Source organism: Kitasatospora sp. NPDC001225 (genome assembly GCF_053597855.1).
The window spans coordinates 22,781-42,029 of record NZ_JBSFJC010000058.1; the positions used below are offsets into that span (position 1 = coordinate 22,781).

The 19,249-nt window shown below is 74.8% G+C and carries 17 protein-coding genes; 10 read left to right on the plus strand and 7 right to left on the minus strand.

The window, feature by feature from the left end:
* Positions 1 to 28: 28 nt before the first annotated feature.
* Both ACWDCZ_RS20855 and ACWDCZ_RS20860 read left to right on the plus strand, forming a co-directional pair.
* Complete coding sequence (locus ACWDCZ_RS20855) at positions 29 to 628, plus strand: TetR/AcrR family transcriptional regulator (protein WP_380743123.1); 600 nt, start codon at positions 29 to 31, stop codon at positions 626 to 628.
* A gap of 178 nt (positions 629 to 806) precedes the next feature.
* Positions 807 to 2,297: an alpha/beta hydrolase gene (locus ACWDCZ_RS20860; RefSeq protein ID WP_449816619.1), complete on the plus strand. Its 1,491-nt coding sequence runs from the start codon at positions 807 to 809 to the stop codon at positions 2,295 to 2,297.
* Positions 2,298 to 2,349: 52 nt separating this feature from the next.
* On the opposite strand, the gene ACWDCZ_RS20865 is transcribed toward ACWDCZ_RS20860, so the two are convergent.
* On the minus strand, positions 2,350 to 3,957 hold the full coding sequence (locus tag ACWDCZ_RS20865; RefSeq protein ID WP_449816620.1) for a protein phosphatase 2C domain-containing protein: 1,608 nt from the start codon (positions 3,955 to 3,957) through the stop codon (positions 2,350 to 2,352).
* Positions 3,958 to 4,346: 389 nt separating this feature from the next.
* On the opposite strand from ACWDCZ_RS20865, the gene ACWDCZ_RS20870 reads away from it, so the two are divergent.
* The 4 genes from ACWDCZ_RS20870 to pth all read left to right on the plus strand — a co-directional run bounded on the left by ACWDCZ_RS20870 (position 4,347) and on the right by pth (position 7,050).
* Positions 4,347 to 4,814 (plus strand): hypothetical protein, encoded by a 468-nt coding sequence (locus ACWDCZ_RS20870; RefSeq protein WP_449816621.1) that lies wholly within the window; start codon positions 4,347 to 4,349, stop codon positions 4,812 to 4,814.
* Positions 4,815 to 4,915: 101 nt separating this feature from the next.
* The gene (locus ACWDCZ_RS20875) at positions 4,916 to 5,581 is read left to right on the plus strand and encodes a DUF3105 domain-containing protein (RefSeq protein ID WP_387819464.1); all 666 of its coding nucleotides are present in this window, start codon (positions 4,916 to 4,918) and stop codon (positions 5,579 to 5,581) included.
* A 26-nt stretch (positions 5,582 to 5,607) separates the two neighbouring features.
* Positions 5,608 to 6,282, plus strand: coding sequence for a DUF305 domain-containing protein (locus tag ACWDCZ_RS20880; RefSeq protein ID WP_449816629.1), 675 nt, complete (start codon positions 5,608 to 5,610; stop codon positions 6,280 to 6,282).
* 177 nt (positions 6,283 to 6,459) lie between these two features.
* Positions 6,460 to 7,050: an aminoacyl-tRNA hydrolase gene (pth, locus tag ACWDCZ_RS20885; RefSeq protein ID WP_375873911.1), complete on the plus strand. Its 591-nt coding sequence runs from the start codon at positions 6,460 to 6,462 to the stop codon at positions 7,048 to 7,050.
* Here pth and ACWDCZ_RS20890 read toward each other — a convergent pair.
* Positions 7,047 to 8,573 (minus strand): MFS transporter, encoded by a 1,527-nt coding sequence (locus ACWDCZ_RS20890; protein WP_449816622.1) that lies wholly within the window; start codon positions 8,571 to 8,573, stop codon positions 7,047 to 7,049. The two genes, pth and ACWDCZ_RS20890, sit on opposite strands and share 4 nt — an antisense overlap.
* 191 nt (positions 8,574 to 8,764) lie before the next feature.
* Here ACWDCZ_RS20890 and ACWDCZ_RS20895 point away from each other — a divergent pair, with 191 nt between their 5' ends.
* Positions 8,765 to 9,283 (plus strand): MarR family winged helix-turn-helix transcriptional regulator, encoded by a 519-nt coding sequence (locus tag ACWDCZ_RS20895; RefSeq protein WP_449816623.1) that lies wholly within the window; start codon positions 8,765 to 8,767, stop codon positions 9,281 to 9,283.
* A 104-nt stretch (positions 9,284 to 9,387) separates the two neighbouring features.
* Complete coding sequence (locus tag ACWDCZ_RS20900) at positions 9,388 to 9,897, plus strand: GNAT family N-acetyltransferase (protein ID WP_117487347.1); 510 nt, start codon at positions 9,388 to 9,390, stop codon at positions 9,895 to 9,897.
* Between the two features lie 43 nt (positions 9,898 to 9,940).
* On the opposite strand, the gene ACWDCZ_RS20905 is transcribed toward ACWDCZ_RS20900, so the two are convergent.
* Entirely contained in the window at positions 9,941 to 10,450 is a 510-nt protein-coding gene (locus ACWDCZ_RS20905) for a methylated-DNA--[protein]-cysteine S-methyltransferase (RefSeq protein WP_117487348.1), read from the minus strand.
* On the minus strand, positions 10,447 to 12,141 hold the full coding sequence (locus ACWDCZ_RS20910) for a DNA-3-methyladenine glycosylase 2 family protein (RefSeq protein ID WP_449816624.1): 1,695 nt from the start codon (positions 12,139 to 12,141) through the stop codon (positions 10,447 to 10,449). Before ACWDCZ_RS20910 ends, ACWDCZ_RS20905 begins: the two co-directional genes overlap by 4 nt.
* A gap of 417 nt (positions 12,142 to 12,558) precedes the next feature.
* Here ACWDCZ_RS20910 and ACWDCZ_RS20915 point away from each other — a divergent pair, with 417 nt between their 5' ends.
* Positions 12,559 to 13,017 carry an ASCH domain-containing protein gene (locus ACWDCZ_RS20915; protein ID WP_117487350.1) on the plus strand — a complete coding sequence of 153 codons (459 nt, stop codon included), beginning with the start codon at positions 12,559 to 12,561 and terminating at the stop codon, positions 13,015 to 13,017.
* A 59-nt stretch (positions 13,018 to 13,076) separates the two neighbouring features.
* Here the strand turns inward: ACWDCZ_RS20915 and rsgA are convergent, their stop codons facing one another.
* Together rsgA and ACWDCZ_RS20925 are read right to left on the minus strand one after the other, a co-directional pair.
* Positions 13,077 to 14,213: a ribosome small subunit-dependent GTPase A gene (gene rsgA, locus ACWDCZ_RS20920; protein ID WP_375873916.1), complete on the minus strand. Its 1,137-nt coding sequence runs from the start codon at positions 14,211 to 14,213 to the stop codon at positions 13,077 to 13,079.
* A 395-nt stretch (positions 14,214 to 14,608) separates the two neighbouring features.
* A complete protein-coding gene (locus ACWDCZ_RS20925; protein WP_449816625.1) occupies positions 14,609 to 15,727 on the minus strand; it encodes a cytochrome c oxidase assembly protein in 1,119 nt (372 codons plus the stop codon).
* 313 nt (positions 15,728 to 16,040) lie between these two features.
* Between ACWDCZ_RS20925 and ACWDCZ_RS20930 the strand changes: the two genes are divergently transcribed.
* Positions 16,041 to 17,669 (plus strand): FtsW/RodA/SpoVE family cell cycle protein, encoded by a 1,629-nt coding sequence (locus ACWDCZ_RS20930; RefSeq protein WP_449816626.1) that lies wholly within the window; start codon positions 16,041 to 16,043, stop codon positions 17,667 to 17,669.
* Positions 17,670 to 17,790: 121 nt separating this feature from the next.
* Here the strand turns inward: ACWDCZ_RS20930 and ACWDCZ_RS20935 are convergent, their stop codons facing one another.
* On the minus strand, positions 17,791 to 19,206 hold the full coding sequence (locus ACWDCZ_RS20935) for a YihY/virulence factor BrkB family protein (RefSeq protein ID WP_449816627.1): 1,416 nt from the start codon (positions 19,204 to 19,206) through the stop codon (positions 17,791 to 17,793).
* Positions 19,207 to 19,249: the final 43 nt, after the last annotated feature.

The window sequence follows — 19,249 nt, forward strand, 5'->3', positions numbered from 1 at the left end:
CGTTCCGGCCCACCGAGGAGAACCCCACATGGCCGACCCCCGCCCGCGCCGGCCGGCCCGCCCCCGCGAGGAGGTCTTCGCCACCGCCCGGGCCGCGATCGCCGAACACGGGCTCGCCAAGCTCACCATGGCCGGGCTCGGCAAACAGCTCCAGATGAGCGCCGGACACCTGCTCTACTACTTCGGCAGCAAGGACCAGCTGCTGCTGGAGACCCTCCGCTGGAGCGAGGACCAGCTCGGCGCCCGCCGCCGCGAGGCCCTCGCCGACCACACCCTCGACCCCTGGCAGCGCCTCGACGCCTACCTGCGCCTCTACCTGCCGGAGGGCGCGGGCGACCCGCGCTGGATCCTCTGGGTCGAGGTGTGGGGCCGCTCCCCCGCGAGCGCCGAGATCCGCCAGGGCCAGCAGGAGATCGAGGCCCCCTGGCAGGCCGACCTGGTCGCCCTCATCGAGGAGGGCACCGCCACCGGCCGCTTCACCCCCGGCCCCGCCGCCGACCGCGCGGCCCAGATCCGCGCCCTGCTCGACGGCCTCGCCGTCCCCGTCGCCATCGGCCTCCCGGACGCCCACCGCGACACCGCCCTCACCCAGGCCACCGCCGTCACCGGCATCCTCCTGCGCACCTGAGCGGCCCCGCGGCCTCCCCGGCTCCGGTTCCGACCCCGGCCCCGGCTTCGGATCCGGCTTCGGCTTCGGCTTCGGCTTCGGCTCAACCACCGGGTGGAGAACGGCGGGTGGAGAACCGGCCGCCGACCTCCACCCCCGCTCCGAAGCCGGGGCCGCCGAGCCGACCTACCGTCAGAGCATGACCGCGATCCTGCGCCGCACGGCCGCGACCGGTGGCCTGCTGCTCTCCCTCCTGCTCCTGCCCGCGGCCGTCGCCCCGCCGACGGCCGCCGCCGACGCCGCGCCCACCGCCCTCCGTTGGGGGCCCTGCCCGGCCCCGACCCCCAACGCCAACGGCACGCCCTTCCCCCGCGACCCGCGCCAGCGGTGCACGACGCTGCGCGTCCCCCGCGACTACCGCCACCCCGGCGCCGGGACCCTCACGCTCACCGTCTCCCGGATCCGCACCGCCGACCCGGCCCACCGCCGCGGCGACCTCGTGGTGGTCCCCGGCGGACCGGGCGGCTCCGGCCTCGACTACCCCGGGGAGGCCACCGCCTTCCTGCCGCCCGACGTCCTGCGCTCCTACGACCTGATCGGCTTCGACGAGCGCGGCGTCGGGAACAGCACCCCCGTGCACTGCGACCTGCCCGCCGAGGAGCGCGCCGCCGAACTCAACTACCCCTTCCCCGCCCCCGACGGCTCGATCACCGCCAACCTCGACCTGGCCCGGCGGATCGCCGACGCCTGCGCCGCCGCGAGCGGCCCGTACCTCGCCGACATCACCACCGCCGACTCCGCCCGGGACCTCGACCGGATCCGGGCCGCCCTCGGCGTCCACCGGATCTCCTACCTGGGCTCCTCCTACGCCACCTACCTCGGCCAGGTCTACGCGAGCCTCTTCCCCACCCGCGCCGAGCACCTGGTGCTGGACAGCACGGTCGCCCCCGGCGGGGAGCAGCAGGCGATCGGCCTGTTCAGCGAGGGCACCGAGGAGGCCTTCCCGGCCCTCGCCCGGTACCTCGCCGCCCGCGACGACACCCTCCACCTGGGCGCCACCCCCGAAGCCGTACGGGCCGCCTACCTGCGGCTCGCCGAGGAGCTCGACCGCGCGCCGTTCGGCCTGCCCGACGGCCGGACCCTCACCGGCAACACCCTTCGGGCCGTCGTCTACGCCTCGCTCACCAAACCTCGCTACTACCCGCTGGCCGCCACGGTGCTGCGGATGGCCGCCACCCGCACCGCCCCGCCGCCGGGAGGCTCCCCCGGCAGCGGCCTCCCGTCGGTCATCCCGGACAACTTCGTCGCCGCCCAGTCCGCGGTGATCTGCGGCGACTCCGCCTGGCCCCGCGACCCCGCCGTCTACGCCGCCCGCACCGCGGCCGACCGGCAGCGCTACCCGCTCACCGCCGGCATGTCCGGCAACGTCTGGCCCTGCGCGTTCTGGCACTACCGCCCCGAGGAACCGCCGGTGCGCCCGAACCCGGACGGGCCGCGGAACATCCTGATGCTCCAGAACCGCTACGACGCCTCGACGCCGTACTCCGGGGCCCGTCAGGTCCGGTCGGCCTTCGGCCACCGGGCGGCGATGGTCACGGTGGACGCCACCGGGCACGGCGTCGACTTCACCGACCCCCGGATCCGCGACCCGCTCACCGCCTTCCTCCTCGACGGCCGGCTGCCGGCCTGACCGGCCCGGGACCGCACCCCGCCGCTCCGCATCCCGCCGCCGCCCTCCCCGGTCACTCGGTCCAGATGGCGGCGGCGGTGCGGTCGTCGGCGTAGCCCTTGGCGCGGACCTGGACCTGGCGGAGGAAGTCGACGGTGCCCGGGGGGTGGGGGTGGGTCCAGTGGGTGGAGAGGAAGTGGGCGACGGCCGGCTCGTCGGCGATGGGGCGGGCGAGACCGGGGGTGCAGAGCAGGAGGATGTCGCCCGGCGTCACGGGGACGAGCCGGAAGCGGAACGGGCGCGGACCGGGCACCGGGGCCTCGGGGACCGGCGGCTGGCCGTCCGGGTGGTGCAGCAGGCGGGCCGCGTAGGCGTCGATCCAGTGGCCGGAGCGCAGCAGGTAGAGCCCGCCCGGGCCGACGCCGAAGGCCGCCCGGTAGCCGGCCTCCGGGTCCAGCGACACCAGCAGGCAGTGCAGCAGCGCCGGGGACGGCGCGTCCTCCTCCTCCCGGGGCACCAGGGCGCGCAGCGGGGCGGCGGCACCGGTGGCCAGGCGCTGGAGACCGTAGCGGAGCCGGTCGCGGGCGCCGGCGCGCAGGTCGGCGGCCAGCCCGGCCCGGCTGCGCCCGATCGCGGCCGCGAGCTGGTGGCACGCCTCCCCGGTGGCGGCCGCGACCGCCTCGGCGGTGAGCGCCTCCTCCTCGGGGCCGCCCGTCCGGTCGAAGCCGCCGAGGACGGCGAGCAGCAGGCCGTCGGGGCCCTCGCCGAACCGGGTGACCAGCAGGGCGTCGCGGCGCGGCTCGCCCCGGTAGCGCGCGGAGTCACCCCGGACGGAGGCGGCGCGCAGCACGGACGGCCCGTACTGGGCGCCGTCCAGCACGGTGTCCGGTACGAGCGCGCGCAGTGCGCCCGGGTCCGCCTCGGGTACGGCCGTCGGCTCGGGTCCGTAGGTCGGCGGGCGCTCGCCGACGTGCGGGACGGCGGCGCCGCCGTCGGCGAGCGGTGCGCGGATGGCCAGGCGGGGATCGGGGACGGGCGCGGGGGCTTCCGGCTCCTCCGCCGTCTCCGGCTCGGCCGGCGCCTCGGCGGCGGGCTCGGGCTCAGGCTCCGGCTCGGGCTCCGGCTCGGGCTCCGGTTCGGGGGCGGACGGCGGGGTGGGCTTCTCCAACGAGACCGGGTCCGGGACCGGTACGGTCTCCGGCTCAGGTACCGGCTCGGGCTCAGGTACCGGCTCCGGCTGTACCTCCGGCTCCGGCGCGGGCTTCGGCGCGTCCTCGGCGAAGGCGGGGGCCGGGACGTGGTGGGTCTCGGAGGAGGTCCGCTGTCGCCCGATCCCCTCCGCCCCGCCGATCACGCCGACCGCGGTGTCGAACCAGTCGTCGATGCTGTCCCGGTTGTCCGCGCCCTCCGAACCGTCAGGCTCCGCGGGAGCCCCGGCCCCGACCTCCGGCACAGCCGCCGCAGCCGCCACCTCCGGCTCCGGATCCGGCCGCGCCTCCGGCTCCGCCGACCGCTGCTGCCCGATGAGCCCGACCGCCGTGTCGAACCAGTCGTCCACGCTGCCGTCCCCCGGGTCGGCGTGCGGGGTGTCCGGGAGGGTGCCCGCCGGACCGTCGTAGACGGCGTCCCACCAGCCGTCGTCCGGCCGGTGCGGCTGTGCCGGTGCACCCTGCTTGCTCATCTGGCGGCTCCTGGTCATTCCGTGGTCGCGCCGCCCCCGGGCGGGCCGGGCTGACGACATTGTTCTCCACCCGCGAGGACCCTGTCCGGGTTTCGGCGACAACCGGTCACCCACCGGAAAGTCCCGGCCACCGCGCTCACCTGCCGGTTCGCGAGCCCGGTCCCGGGCGCGTCATCCGTTCGTCCGCTTCCGTTCCGTCCGTGCTTGCCGGATGTGTCCGGAGCAGGGTGTTTCCTGGTCATCCGGGCGTACGGGCCGCCGAAAATGGGGGCCGATGGGGGGCATCGCATCACTCGTTCGGCTGATTAAATGTGCGCATGACCGCGTCGGCCCCCAGTTCGCCCCGACCGGGGAGGGCCGCATCCGCGGGCCGCCCGGCAGGTGGGCTGTTGGTCCTGCTGCTCGTCGCGCTGCTGACGCTGCTGCCGTGCGCGGGCCAGGCGAAGGCGGTGGACGGCTCCGGCCATCCGACGACGACCGCGGCCCCGGCCGGCTCCGTCACGGTGGTCAGCGTGGTCAGCGTCCAGGTCGCCACCGGGCACGCCTCCTACACCGGCCGTGCCGCGAAGGTCGCCAAGTCCGCGAACCCCTCGGACCACCACCGGACGGCCGAGGAGCAGGGGCACTGGATCCTCTGCACCGCCGACGGCCAGCCGCCGCGCAACAACGGCTGCTCCAGCCACCCGTACTGCCCGCAGGACGCCCAGCTGCCGAACCCGCCGCCGCAGCCGCAGCCCGCCGTGTCACCGCTGACCCCGACCGCGCCCGACGCGCAGCCCCGGGTGGTGCCCGCCGGCCTGCTGGACGGCGCGCACCCGGTTCCCGACCTGCACGAACTCCAGGTCCACCGGTCCTGAGCGGAACCCACCGCCGGCGCAGCCGCCGACGGATCCGTCCCTCCTCTCACTCCACCTGACCGCCGCCACCGACCGGTGCGGCGGGGACAAGGACGACCACCATGGGTTCCTCCTCCAAGCAGTCCAACAAGCCCGGCGGCAAGCAGGACGGCCTCGACCGCCGTGCCCGGATCGCCGAGCTGCGCGCCGCCGAGCAGCGCCGCGACCGCCGCAACAAGATCGTCGCCTCGGTGGTGGCCGGTGTGCTGGTGGTCGGTGCGATCGCCACCGGCACCTGGATCGTCATGGACCAGAACCAGAAGAAGAAGGACAAGCAGGCCGCCGCCAACGCGGACATCCCGGGCGTGAAGACCTTCGGCGAGCTGAGCCGCACCCACGTCAAGGACAAGGTCACCTACCCGATGACCCCGCCGGTCGGCGGCGACCACAACGCCATCTGGGCGGACTGCATGGCCCACGTCTACGACCAGCCGCTCGAGAACGAGCGCGCCGTCCACTCGCTGGAGCACGGCGCGGTCTGGGTGACGTACAACGGCAAGGCCACCCCGGACGACATCAAGACCCTCTCCGACAAGGTCAAGAAGACCCCGTACTCGATGATGAGCCCGTACCCGGACGAGCAGGGCACCATCACCCTGAACGCCTGGAGCACCCAGCTGACCGTGGACAGCGCCAGCGACCCGCGGGTGGAGGAGTTCTTCACCAAGTACGTCCAGGGCAAGCAGACCCAGGAACCGGGCGCCTCCTGCACCATGGGGCAGATGTGACCGCCGACGCGGACCGCCCGGACGACCTGGACGGTACGGAGGACGGCGCGGCCCCGCGCCGCCGCCGCCTGTGGTGGCCGGCCGCGCTGGCCGCCGCCGTGGCGCTGGCGCTCGGGGTGCCGGCCCTGGTGGCGAGCGGGACCTCGGCGTCCGGCTCGTCCACGCTGTCCGTCCCGGCCGACGACTCCCCCGAGGCCGGGTTCGCCCGCGACATGGCGACCCACCACCAGCAGGCGGTGGACCTGTCGTTCGTCGTCCGGGACCGCACCGCCGACGAGCCGACCCGCACCCTGGCCTTCGACATCATCAACACCCAGGCCAACCAGCGCGGGATGATGATGGGCTGGCTGGACCAGTGGGGGCTGTCCCAGCACTCGACCGCCACGCCGATGGCGTGGATGAAGATGGGCCACGACTACCAGGCCCACGACGGTTCGCTGATGCCCGGCATGGCCACCAACACCCAGATCGCGAAGCTGCGCACGCTCAACGGGCGGGACGCCGAGGTGTTCTACCTCCAGCTGATGATCGAGCACCACAAGGGCGGCGTCGAGATGGCCCAGGGCTACGTCGACAAGGCCCGGAACGACACCGAGAAGCGGCTGGCGCAGTCGATGGTGGTCGCCCAGACCTCCGAGCTCCAGCTGATGACCGACATGCTCAAGGAGCGCGGCGCCGAACCCGGCGTGCCCGCCTCCTGAGCGGTCGCCCCGCTCGGCCTGTCCGGTCTCTTCCAGCTGTTCCACCTGTTCCGCGTTCCGCGCGTTCCCCGGACGGCCGGGGCGCCGGCGGGGACGGTCCCGTACCGTCCCGGCCGCGCCCCGGCCGTCCGCCGTTCTTCCCCGCCCCCTTCAGAACCCCCTTCGGAGCACCCCCGCATGACCCCCGACGCCCCCTGGCTGATCGCCGGACTCGGCAACCCCGGCCCCTGGTTCCGGCTCACCCGCCACAACGCGGGCTTCCTCGCCGTGGACCGGCTCGCCGAACGGCACGGCGCCCGCTTCCGCCGGAGCGGGCTCGCCGGCCTGACCGCCGAGATCGGCATCGACGGCCACCGGGTGCTGCTGGCCAAGCCGCTGTGGTGGTCCATCAACCTGTCCGGACGCCCGGTGGCCGCGCTGCTGCGCCGCCACGGCGTCCCGGTCGAACGGCTGGTGGTCGTGCAGGACGACCTGGACTTCCCCTTCGGCTCCGCCCGGCTCAAGCGCGGCGGCGGCCCCGGCGGCCACAACGGCGTGCGCTCGGTGGGCGAGGTGCTCGGCACCCGGGACTTCGTCCGGCTGCGGTTCGGCATCGGCCGCCCCCCGAAGGGCCGGAGCGTCGGGGACTTCGTGCTGAAGAAGTTCTCGGAGGAGGAACTGGCCGCCATGCCCGGCGAGTTGGACCGCTGCGCGGACGCCCTGGAGACCCTGGTCCGGCGCGGCCTCAACCGCGCCCAGGACACCCTGAACGCCCGTACGGACGCCTAGGGTCCGGTCCTTCGGGTGCGGACGGGCCGGGTGAGCAGCGCGGCGAAGGCCGCGACGGCGGCGAGGGCGAGCAGCACCGTCCGCCCACCGGACGCGGCGCCCGCCAGGTGGACACCGAGGACGGACAGCGCCATGCCGAGCGCCGTACCGAGGCTGCGGGCCATGTTGACCATGCCGCCGCCGACCGCCGAGCACTGGGCCGGGATCGCCCGCATCACCAGGGCGTTGTTGGCGGGCAGCAGCAGGCCCAGCCCGTAACCGGCGACCAGCAGCGGGAACGCCACCGCGTCCGAGGCCGGCAGCACGGCGAACAGCAGCAGTCCGACGGCCGTGAGCAGCGCGCCGAAGCGGCACCTGGTCACGTCCGACCAGCCCCGGGGCAGCCACCCGCCGCCGACCGTCGCGGCGAAGGCGAACGCGGCGGGCAGCAGGGTGACCACCAGGCCCGCGTGGGCCGTCGACACGCCCGCGCCGGTGAGCAGCACCGGGCCCAGCACCAGCGGGCAGAACAGCAGCAGGTAGCCGATCAGCGCCACCACCAGGCCGGAGCGCACGCCCGGGGTGTTGACCAGCCCGGGCGCCAGGATCGGCCGGGCGGCCCGCCGCTCCTGGCGCACCAGCGCGAGGGCCAGGACGGCGGAGGCGAGCAGCAGGGCGGCCACCGCCCAGCCGGGCAGGGGCAGTCCGGAGGCGGTGGACAGGGCGAGCAGCAGCGTGGTGGTCGCCCCGGTGAGCAGCAGCAGGCCGGGCAGGTCGAAGCGGGCGGCCTCGCGGGGGGCGGTCCGGTGGGTGCCCGTCCCGTGGGTGCCTGCCCGATAGGCGGCTGTCCGGTGGGTGCCGGTCCGGCCCTCGCGGGGGCCCGGCACGGCGGCCGGGGCATCGGTCGGGGCGCCGGTCGTCCGGGTGCGGGGCAGCAGGTACCAGCCGGCCAGGATGCCGAACACCGCGATCGGCACGTTGACCCAGAAAACCCAGCGCCACGAGGCGTGTTCGACCAGCATCCCGCCGAGGATGGGCCCGAGCGCCAGGCCGAGGCCCTGGGCGGAGGCCTGGATGCCGAGCGCGCGCCGCATCGCGTGCCCGGGGACGCCGCGCGCGACCAGGGCGACGCTGTTGGCCTGCATCATCGCGGCGCCGACCGCCTGGACGGCGCGGAGGCCGACCAGGACCCAGAGGCCGCCGGCGAATCCGGCGCCCAGCGAGGAGAGGCCGAAGACCGCGAAGCCGCCGATGTACATCGTCTTGCGGCCGACCAGGTCGGAGAGCCAGCCGATCGGGGCCAGCAGGGCGACCAGGACCAGCAGGTAGGCCAGGGCGACCCACTCGACGGCGGCGAAGCCCGCGCCGAAGTGGCGGCCGAGGGCGGGGAAGACCAGGGCGATGACGCTGGCGTCGAGCTGGCCGAGGAAGGCTCCGAGACAGACCGTGCCGACGGCGAGCCAGTGGGCGTGGCGCCAGCCGGCTATGCCACGCGGCCGGGGCCGCTCGGTGAGCAGCCTCGTGGCAAGGGCAGTGGCATTCATGACACGAATATATCGGATACAGATATGTTCTTTCTACGAGCAGCTCGCTCTGCGACAGGAGACGTCCCACGGTACGGACGGTGCCGGAGGGACCCCCGCCACGAGGCCCGCAACAGAGCCGCAACACAGCGCGGCCCCGAGGCCCGAACCGGCCGCCGAACCGCCCCGTACCAGGCGATACGCTGTCCGCCATGCCGTCGTCACCACACGTTCCCGACCCCGCCACCGGAAGTCCCGACCCGGCGGTCGAGCACGCCCGGCGGCTGACCGACACCGTCACCCGGCTGCGCCGCGCGCTGCGCAGCAGCATCCGCACCGACTACCCGTGGGAGTCCCTGCCGATGGCGCAGGTCGAACTCCTCCAGACCCTGGCCGCCGCACCGCTGCGGGTCGGCGAACTGGCCGCGCGACAGCGGCTCGCGCCCAACACCGTCAGCGGACTGGTCGGCAAGCTGCTCGACGCCGGCTTCGTCGACCGCCAGGCCGACCCCGGCGACCGCCGCACCGCCCGGATCGCCCTCACCCCGGCCGGGCGCCGACAGCTGGACGACTGGCAGCACGCCCACGAACGCCGGATCGCCGCCGCCCTCGGCACCCTCGACCCGGCCGACCGTACGGCGGTCGTCGACGCACTGCCCGCGCTGGAACAGCTCGCCCGCGCCCTCGCCCAACCGGGCACCGGAGCCGAGCAAGGGCCCGCCGCCGGCTAGGAAGCCACCGCCGGGAAGCCAGCCTGCGGGAAACCGCCCTACGGGAAGCCGGCCGGCCGGAAATCACTGGTCGCCGGGGCCCGTCCGGCGCTACCGTCCCCGGCATGACCACCGCGGACGTACGCATCGAGCCCTGGACGGACGACGACCTCGCACTGCTGCGCCGGGTCAACACACCGGAGATGAAGAAGCACGTCGGCGGGCCGGAGAGCGAGGAGCGGCTGCTCGTACGGCACCGGCGCTACCTGGACTTCGTCCCGTCCGGACTCGGCTGCATGTACCGGATCGTGCTGCTGCCCGAGGGCGAGGCGGTCGGGACGGTCGGCTACGGCACCAGGACGTGGGAGGGTCGGACCGTCCACGAGATGGGGTGGAACGTGCTGCCCGGCTTCCAGGGCCGGGGCATCGCGGTTGCCGCCACCCGCGCGGCGGTCGCGGCCGCCCGCCGCGAGGCCGCGCACCCCCACCTCCACGCCTTCCCCTCGGTGGACAACCCCGCCTCCAACGCGGTCTGCGCGAAGGCGGGGTTCACACTGCTCGGCGAGACGGACTTCGAGTTCCCGCCCGGGCGGTTCATGCGGAGCAACAACTGGCGGGTGGACCTTCGGAGTTGAGCCCTCGGGGTCTACTGGGGCAGGGGCCCTGGGGCGCCGGCGGTCAGAACAGGGTGCCGCCCTCCAGGTCCAGCAGCCAGCGCTTGCGGTCCACGCCGGCGGCGAAGCCGGTGAGCGCGCCACCGGCGCCGAGCACCCGGTGGCAGGGCCGGACGATCAGCAGCGGGTTGGCGCCCACCGCGCCGCCGACCGCGCGGACCATGCGCGGCTCCTGCCCGGCCAGCTCGGCGAGTTCGCCGTAGGTGACGGTGGTGCCGTACGGGATCTCGTCCAGCGCGGCCCAGATCCTGCGGCGGAACTCGGTGCCCTCGGGCGCGAGCGGGAGGTCGAAGCCGGTGCGCTTGCCGGCGAAGTAGTCGGTCAGCTGGGCGACCGGCTCGGCGAGCGCCTCGGGGTCGCGCACCCAGTCGTCGGCGGGCTCGGCCAGCGCGTACTTCTGGCCGGGCACGGTGACGGTGGCCAGCGCGGCCGGTCCGCCGCCCTCCGGCAGCACCCCGCTGAGCAGCAGCCGGCCGAAGGGGCTCTCCATGGTGGTGTAGACGGTGGTGCTCATGCTCGTCCGATCTCCGTTCCGGTGCTGGTGCTACTGGTGTCGCTGGTACTGATGCTGGTGCTCATGTCGGTATCGGTCCCGGTGTCGGTCCCGGTGCCTGCGGGGCCGGTGCCTGCGGGGCCGGTGCCTGCGGGGCCGGTGGTCGCGGGGCCGGTGGTCGCGGGGCCGGCCCACAGCCGGTGGACGGCGTAGGAGCGCCACGGGGCCCAGGACTCGGCGGCGCGGGCGGCGGACTTCGGGTCCCCGGCGGCGCCGAGGCGGAGCAGGCCGTGCTTGACGCCCACGTCGCTCGGGAGGAAGACGTCGGGGTCGGCCAGGGCCCGCATCCGCAGGTAGCCGACCGTCCAGGGGCCGATGCCGGGCAGGTCCAGCAGGCCGGCCGCGGCCTCCTCGCGGTCGACCCCGCTGTCGAGCCGGACCGTGCCCTCGGCCAGCGCGCCACACAGGCCGATGAGCGCGCGACGGCGGGCGGCGGGCATCGCGAAGTCCTCCGGATCGGCGGCGGCCAAGGCCGCCGCGGTCGGGAAGAGCAGGCGCAGACCGCCGCTGGGCTCGGGCAGCGCGGTGCCGTACTTCTCCGCGAGCCGTCCCGCCAGGGTACGGGCGGCGACGACGGTGATCTGCTGGCCGAGGGCGGCACGGACGGCGAGCTCGTGCGGGTCCACGTGACCGGGCGAGCGCAGCCCGGGGCGCTCGCGGACCAGCGGGCCGAGCAGCGGGTCGGCGCCGAGCTGCTCGTCGACCGCGAGCGGGTCGGCGTCCAGGTCGAAGAGGATGCGCAGGCGCTGGACGGCGGTCGGCAGGTCGCGCAGGTCGGCGAGCAGCAGGCGGCAGTCCAGCCAGCCCCGGGTGGGCGGCTCGCCTGGCGCCAGGCCCTCGACCTCGGCGATGCCGTGGCCGTACGGGAGCGCGAGGGTGCGGCGGTACACGCGCACGCCGGGGCGCGCGCCGGGGACGACCTCCTCCACGCCGGGGACGGCGCGCAGGGCGAGGAAGTCGATCAGGTGCTCGCTGTCCAGCGCACCGCGGTAGGCCAAGCGCAGGGTGAGACCGCCGGCCGGAGTCGCGATGCGGCGACCGGCGGCGACCTCGGCGCGCAGGCCGCTGGGGGTGCGGTCGTAGACCTCGCGCACGGTGTCGTTGAACTGGCGGACGGAGGCGAAGCCGGCCGCGAACGCGATGTCGGTGACGGGCAGTTCGGTGGTCTGGAGGAGCAGGCGGGCGGTCTGCGCACGACGGGCGCGGGCCAGCGCGATCGGGCCGGCGCCCAGCTCGGCGGTCAGCTGGCGCTGCAGCTGGCGGGAGCTGTAGCCGAGGCGGTCGGCCAGGCCGGCCACGCCCTCGCGGTCCACCACGCCGTCGCCGATCAGGCGCATCGCCCGGCCGACCAGGTCGGCGCGCTGGTTCCACTCGGGCGAGCCCGGCACGGAGTCCGGGCGGCAGCGGCGGCAGGCGCGGAAGCCCGCCCCCTGGGCGGCCGCGGCGCTGGGGTAGAAGACGCAGTTGACCCGCTTGGGGGTCACGGCGGGGCAGCTCGGACGGCAGTAGATGCCGGTGGAGGTGACCGCCGTGAAGAAGACCCCGTCGAAGCGGGAGTCGCGGCTGTCCACGGCTCGGTACCGGATGTCGTCGTCGATCACGTTGTCCAGTTTGCGGCACTGGGCGGGGGGTGACTGGCGGGAATCGGACATCACCGTTGATCGTCGCCGTTCCCTGCTTCGGGGGCCCTCCCCCTCCCCCCGCCCCCACCCTCCCCACCACCCGCCCACCCACCACCTCACCCCATGGCCCAGTGGCCCAGCGGCCCATGGCGCCTTGGCCCGGAGGCCTGCCGACCCGCCCATTCGCCGCCCGCGCCCGAGATCACCCGCACGGCACCCCTGCACGCCCCGGGCCTGGGCACCTGACACCTGGGCTCCGGGCGCCAGGCACCGGGCACCTGACACCTGGGCTCCGGGCGCCAGCGGCCGGGCACCGGGAGCCTGGGCTCCTAGGCTCCTAGGCTCCTGGGCCCGGGCTCCAGCGGCCGGGCTCCGGGCTCCGGGCGCCGAGAGCCCCGGGCCCGAAATTCGCGGGCCCGCCAGCCGTCCCGCCGTTACCCTCGCGGCATGAGCGAGCAGCACTCCTACACCGGTCCGGACGACCCGCGCGTCGTCGCCCTGCCTCCGGCCGAGTTCGCGTTCCCCGGCCCGCTGCGGGACCAGCTGGTCGCGGCGATCCTCGACGGCGCCAAGACCAGCACCACCGGCCTGGTCGCCGACTACGACCACGAGGGCGAGCCCCTGCCGCTGCCCGGTGAGCTCTCCGCGGTCCTCGACTCGGACGGCCGCAGGGTCGCCGTGATCGAGACCACGGACGTCCGGGTGGTCCCGCTCGCGGAGGTCGACCTCCAGCACGCCCTGGACGAGGGCGAGGGGTGCACCAGCGTGGCCGAGTGGCGTGCGGTGCACGAGCGGTTCTGGCGCAGTCCGGAGATGCTCGACGCCCTCGACGACCCGGGTTTCACCGTGGACGACAGCACTCCGGTGGTCCTGCAGAGCTTCCGCCTGGCGGCCGACCTCCGCTGAACCGGGTGGGCCCGGCGGAGGCCGGCGGCCGCGGCGCGGCGGCCGGCCGGTGCTGGGGTTCAGCGCTTCACCGGACCTCCCGCGGCTCGCATCGACTTGTTGATCGTCTTCCACTTCTTCAGCCGCGCCTTGGCCACCCGGGCGTCCGACCGCGAGGCGATCCACTCGTTCTCGCGCTGGAGCTTGAGGTAGCTGTCCATCCGGCGCTGCGGCAGGGTGCCGTCGGCCAGCGCCGCCCGCACCGCGCAGCCGGGCTCGGTGTGGTGGCCGCAGTCGTGGAAGCGGCAGTCCTCGGCCAGCTCGGCTATGTCGGCGAAGGCCAGGTCCACGCCCTCGCCACCGTAGAGGCCGACTTCGCGCAGCCCGGGGGTGTCGATCAGCACGCCCCCGCCGGGCAGCGGGATCAGCTCGCGGGTGGTCGTGGTGTGGCGGCCCTTCTGGTCGACCTCGCGGGCCTCCTGGACGGTCATCACCACGGAGCCGGCCAGGGCGTTGGTGAGCGTGGACTTGCCGACACCGGACTGGCCGATCACCGCGGTGGTGCCGGGGGTGCAGGCGCGGAGCACGTCCATGCCCTCGCCGGTCTCGGCGCTCACCACGACCACCGTGACCCCGGGGGCGACCGCCTCGACGTCGGCCCGGATGAAGTCGGCGTCGTCGACGAGGTCGGCCTTGGTGAGGACGACCAGCGGATCGGCGCCGGACTCCCAGGCCAGGGCGAGGAAGCGCTCGATCCGGCCGAGGTCGGGATCGGTCGCGAGGGAGGAGGCGATCAGCACGGTGTCGACGTTGGCGGCCAGAACCTGGCCGTCGGAGCGCTTGCCGGCCACCTTGCGGATGATCGCGGTGGAGCGCGGCAGCAGCGCGGCGACGGAGGCCATCGGCTGGGCGTACAGGTCGACGGCCGCCCAGTCGCCCGTGCACGGGCAGTTGATCATGTCGGCATCGCCCACCGGCCGGGTGTCGAACCGGACAGTGCGCGGCTCGCCCGTCTCCGGGTCGGCGATGACGGCATCGCACTGGCCGCGGTCGACCCGGACGATCCGCGCCGGGAGCAGCCCGGCCTCGCCGAACGGGGTGAACAGCTCCGCGAGCTCGGCCGTCCAGCCGTAGCCGGTCAGCCCGGAGGCGTCAGCGGAGGTCGAGGAAGAGGAGGAAGAAGAAGAGAACGACGGAACGGAGGCAGCGTTGAACAACGCAGTGGCCCTTCGGGAGGAGATGTCCCGGCGGGCTACGGCTGGCGCGAAGGGCTCAGCCGGCGGCCGGGAAAAGGAGGTGAACGCGAGTGCTGCCCTGGGCAGCTATCGGGGCGACAACGACCACGGGGTTCACCTCCTGCTCTCTACTCCTCGGGCGGCCCAATGGCCCCCGAACCGGATGTGTCACACGCTAGCGGAGCGGGGGATCCCGGCCAACCTATTTTTGACCTGCGGAAATGCGGGAAAGAGGCCGTCGGGAAGGCCTCGAAGGGCCACAATTGGCCCGCCGCAAACAGCCGCTCGGCCACCCCTGCCAGACCCGGCCACCCGGCTGCCCGGCCACCCCGCCAAACCCGGCCGCCCCGCCACCAGACACCCGCCCCCGCCGCGCCCTACCCCCCGTACCGGTGCTTGAGGTTCGGGTCGTCCAGCCACCACGGCCGCATCCCGGTCTCCTCTTCCTCCGGCTGCCCCGTCTCCCGCGCCCGCTCGGCCGCCGCCGCGAAGCGGGCGTCCAGCTCGGCGTCCACCGCCTCGGTCTCCTCCCGCCCCTGCACCACCATCCGCCGCACCAGCGCGGCCAGGAACGGCAGCCCGACCAGGTCCCCCAGCACCCAGAACGCGTTGCCGCCCCAGGTCTGGTCCTGCGCCGGGCTCGGCCCCCACGGCCGCCCGAGCGCCAGGTAGTAGTGCTCGGCGACCAGGTGCCCGCCGTAGATCAGCACGATCCCGAGCCCCGCGTCGAAGATCACCTCGGCGAAGGTGATGAACAGCCCGACCAGGTGCGGGTACTCGTGCCCGACCGGGTCGAGCTGCAGGCGCGGCCAGAAGTACGCGAGGCCGAGCAGCACCAGCGCCAGGTGCAGCACCACGTTCCCGAGCCCGCTGGACACCGACCACTCGTACCAGGGCGTGAAGTAGAGCAGCCACGGCGGCGCCATCAGCAACGCGGTGGAGACCGCCGGGAACATCAGCACCTTGGACGGCCGGCTGCGCAGCGCCCGCAGGACGCGCTCCCGCCGGGCCGCCGGCGCCGCCTCGACCAGCAGCGAGACCGGCGCGCCGAGCGCCAGCAGCAGCGGGACGACCATCAGCAGCAGCACGACCTGCACGGCCCGGTCGGTGAAGAGGATCCGGTCGTACACGCCGAGGCCGGAGCAGGTGCACCAGATCCACAACAGCAGCCCGCCGAGGAACGCGGCGGTACGGGTGGGCTGCCAGCGCCCGCCGGCGGACCCGGCCCCGACCCCGGCGCCAGCCCCACTTCCGCTCCCGGCCCCGGCGGCCCGGTTGACGCGGCGCACCGCCGCCAGGTACCAGGCGCCGAGCAGCACCGACAGCGCGAGCACCAGCGGCTCGGCCGTCCAGGAGGTCGCCAGGTCGGACCACTGCCACGGCGGCGGGCCACTGTAGGCGAGCACCGAGGCGGGACCGCCCACCGGACCGCCCACCAGGCCGCCCACCGGAGCACCCATCGCGCCGTCCAGCACCGCGCCCATCCGCCCGCTCACCTCGCTCGTCCCGGTGGTCCCCGCCTGTCGCGAATCCCATCGGTCGGGAACCCATCGGCCGGGAACCCGCCGATCGGGAACCCCGACACCGGAGCACCCCGGCGCCCGGCCATGATGTCCCTCGGCCGTGCCCCCGCCGCACCCGGGGCCCGCCTCTATACCCGGGCCTGAACAAAGCTTTACCAAGCCCCAACAAAGCTTTGCCCAGGCAAAGTTCTGCCCTCCGTCCCCTCCTTTCCGCAACCGCGGGCGAAGACACAAACGTCTGGCAGGATGCCCCGTCGGCGAGACCCGCCACGTGGCCGACAAGGGGATGACAAGGGTGCGAACCACTGCACGCGGCGACGGCCGCCGGCTGGCGGCGCGCCACCGCAACATCGAACTGGGCCTCCTGGCCCTCGCGGTGGCCGTCTGTCTGGCGGGACACATCGACGCCGACCTGGCGCTCACCGGCAGGATGCCGCCCGGGCTGCTGGTGCACGGCCTGTCGCTGGGCGCGCTGGCCGGGGCGGCCCACCTGGCGGTGCGCCGGTTCGCGCCGTACGCCGATCCGCTGATCCTGCCGCTGGGCGTCTTCCTGACCGGCTTCGGGCTGGTGCTGCTGGACCGGCTGGACTTCAGCTACAAGGCCGCGCACGCCGCCAAGGGCGACTACCAGAAGCTCCCGGCGGCGCCCTCCCAGCTGATGTGGGTGTTCATCTCGGTGGCGGCGGCGCTCGCGCTGATCGTCTTCGTCAAGCACCACCGCTTCTTCCAGCGCTACGTCTACCTGCTGATGGCGGGTGCGCTGATCCTGCTGGCCGCGCCGGTGCTCTCCCCCGGCGACAGCTTCGGCGCCAAGCGCTGGATCCGGCTGTTCGGGCTCTCCTTCGAGCCGGACGAGTTCGTGAAGGTCGCGATCACGATCTTCTTCGCGGGGTACCTGATGGCCTCCCGGGACGCGCTGGCGCTGGCCGGGCGGAAGGTCTGGGGGCTGACCCTGCCGCGCGGCCGGCACGCCGGCCCGGTGCTGGCGATCTGGGTGGTCAGCCTGCTGGTGCTGATCTTCGAACGCGACCTGGGCACCTCGCTGATCTTCTTCGGCGTCTTCATCGTCATGCTGTACGTGGCGACCGAGCGCACCAGCTGGGTGGTGCTCGGCCTGCTGATGGCGGTCGGCGGCGCGGCGGTGGTCGGGACGGTGGAGCCCCATGTGCACGGCCGCGTCGAGGCCTGGCTGCACCCGCTCGACTACTACAAGCCGGTGCACGACATGGCGATCTCCGAGCAGCCCGCCGAGGCGCTGTTCAGCCTGGGCACCGGGGGCATGACCGGGACCGGCCTGGGCTCGGGACGGCCCTGGCTGATCGGCTTCGCCGGGCGCAGCGACTTCATCTTCACCACCATCGGCGAGGAGCTGGGCCTGGCCGGGGTGACGGCGATCCTGCTGGTCTACGTGCTGCTGGTCCAGCGCGGCCTGCGCACCGCGATCGGCCTGACCGACCCGTTCGGCAAGCTGCTGGCCACCGGTCTGTCGGCGGCGCTGGCGCTCCAGGTGTTCGTGGTGGTCGGCGGGGTGAGCGGGCTGGTCCCGCTGACCGGCAAGGCGCTGCCGTTCCTGGCCGCCGGCGGCTCGTCGCTGCTGGCGAACTGGCTGATGGTGGCGCTGCTGATCAAGCTGAGCGACTCCTCCGGGCGCACCGCCCTGGACCCGGCCCAGCCCTCCCCCGAGCCGCTCCCGGCCCAGGCCCGCCCGGCCGAGCCGTCCGTACGAGCCGAGCCGTCCGCGCCCGGCCCGTACGGCCCCACCGGCCCCGACGCCCCGCACGACCCGTCAGCCCAGCGCCCGACGGACCCGACCCCGGCGGGACCGCTCTCCTCCACCCCCGGCGCCGCCGACCCCTCCGCCCCGACCGAGCTGCGCCCCGCGTACGGCCACCCGCCGCACCCGTCCGCCCCCTGACCCACCGCCCGACCCACCGCCCGACCCACGACGCACCCGCGGCGCACCCCACGCCCCGACGCACCAGGGCCTCCCCCGCACCCGCGGGAGAGGCCCTGCCGTCACCGTCCGTCCGCCCCGCCTACCGCTGTTCCCACGGCGGCCGGGGCGGCCTCGGCGGGTACCCCGGCACCTGCTGCCCGGGCGGCACCGGCCCCAGCCCCGGCCCGGACGGCGCCCCCGGCCCCGAACCCGGCCCAGGCCCAGGTCCAGGCCCAGCGCCCGACCCCGGCTGCCCCGCCCCCGCCCCCGTCCCGCCCGCCTGCGGCGGCCCGGCCGGCCGGTCGCTGTCCGGCGGCGGCGGCCCGGGCCGGTGGTGCGGCCCGCCGCGGGCGGTGAGCCGGCCGCGCACGTTGTCGGCGGCCAGCACGTCGGCCCACCGCTCCGGGTACTCGGAGGGCACGTCCTCGCCCTCGTCCTCGCCCCACTCCTCCTCGACGCCCTCGGCGAGCCCGAGTTCGCGGGCGCGCCGGGCCCGTTCGGCGGCCCGCCGGGCGGCGACCTCGCGGACCACGGCGGCGGCGGCCTCCTCGTGGGCGCGCTCGTTCTCGGCGCGCGCGTCGGCGGTCTCCAGGGTGGGCCAGCGGCGGTCTATCGCGGCGTTCATCGCGGCGCCGATGAGCACCGCGAGCGCCACCACGAAGATCCACAGCAGGACGGCCACCGGCGCCGCCAGCGAGCCGTACACCGAGGGACCCTCGACCGAGCTGACCAGGTAGACCCGCAGGCCGACGCTGCAGAAGACCAGCACCACCAGGGCGACCAGGGCGCCGGGGATGTCCTCGCGCCACGGGGTCGAGACCGGGACGGCCAGGTGGTAGAGGGTGGTCAGCGAGACGGTCAGCAGCACGATGGCGACCGGCCAGTAGAGCGCGCCGACCAGCCCGGACACCCCCGGTACGGCGTTCTCCAGCAGTCCCGGACCGACCATCAGCAGCGGCAGCACCAGCGAGCCGATCACCAGGGCGCCGAAGTAGAGGCTGAGCGACATCAGCCGGGTCTTGACGATGCCCCGCTTGCCGTCGAGCCCGTACATGACGGTGATGGTGTCGATGAAGATGTAGAGGGCCCTGGAGCCGGACCACAGGGACAGCAGGAAGCCGATCGAGACGAGGTCGGGCCGGGTGCGGTCGAACACCCCGTCCAGCAGCGGGACCACGACCTCGTTGACGGAGGAGTCCGACAGCACCGTCCCGGAGGCCGAGAGGATGCTCTTCTTGAGCCCGGCGATGGTGCCCGCGCCGACGAACTCGTCGAGGTAGCCGAGGGTGCCGGCCAGCCCGAGCAGCAGCGGCGGGATCGACAGCAGGGTGAAGAAGGCCGCCTCCGCGGCGAGCCCGGTGACCCGGTACTCGACGCAGGTGTTGGTGGTGTCCCTGATCAGTTCCCACGCCGTGCGGCGCCAGGTGGCCTGTTTGGCCGCGCGCCGGGAGCCCTTGCCCCGCCGCCGGGAGGGCCGCTCGGCGTTCGCTCTGCTCGTATCGCCTGCTGCTTGCACAGGGCCAACCGTATCGGGCCGGGGCCCGGCGGTTGATCTCCCC

Coding starts and splice junctions, on each gene's coding strand:
- ACWDCZ_RS20855 (WP_380743123.1), top strand. CDS start 29: ATGGCCGACCCCCGCCCGCGCCGGCCGGCCCGCCCCCGCGAGGAGGTC.
- ACWDCZ_RS20860 (WP_449816619.1), top strand. CDS start 807: ATGACCGCGATCCTGCGCCGCACGGCCGCGACCGGTGGCCTGCTGCTC.
- ACWDCZ_RS20865 (WP_449816620.1), bottom strand. CDS start 3,957: ATGAGCAAGCAGGGTGCACCGGCACAGCCGCACCGGCCGGACGACGGC.
- ACWDCZ_RS20875 (WP_387819464.1), top strand. CDS start 4,916: ATGGGTTCCTCCTCCAAGCAGTCCAACAAGCCCGGCGGCAAGCAGGAC.
- pth (WP_375873911.1), top strand. CDS start 6,460: ATGACCCCCGACGCCCCCTGGCTGATCGCCGGACTCGGCAACCCCGGC.
- ACWDCZ_RS20890 (WP_449816622.1), bottom strand. CDS start 8,573: ATGAATGCCACTGCCCTTGCCACGAGGCTGCTCACCGAGCGGCCCCGG.
- ACWDCZ_RS20895 (WP_449816623.1), top strand. CDS start 8,765: ATGCCGTCGTCACCACACGTTCCCGACCCCGCCACCGGAAGTCCCGAC.
- ACWDCZ_RS20900 (WP_117487347.1), top strand. CDS start 9,388: ATGACCACCGCGGACGTACGCATCGAGCCCTGGACGGACGACGACCTC.
- ACWDCZ_RS20905 (WP_117487348.1), bottom strand. CDS start 10,450: ATGAGCACCACCGTCTACACCACCATGGAGAGCCCCTTCGGCCGGCTG.
- ACWDCZ_RS20910 (WP_449816624.1), bottom strand. CDS start 12,141: ATGTCCGATTCCCGCCAGTCACCCCCCGCCCAGTGCCGCAAACTGGAC.
- ACWDCZ_RS20915 (WP_117487350.1), top strand. CDS start 12,559: ATGAGCGAGCAGCACTCCTACACCGGTCCGGACGACCCGCGCGTCGTC.
- ACWDCZ_RS20930 (WP_449816626.1), top strand. CDS start 16,041: ATGACAAGGGTGCGAACCACTGCACGCGGCGACGGCCGCCGGCTGGCG.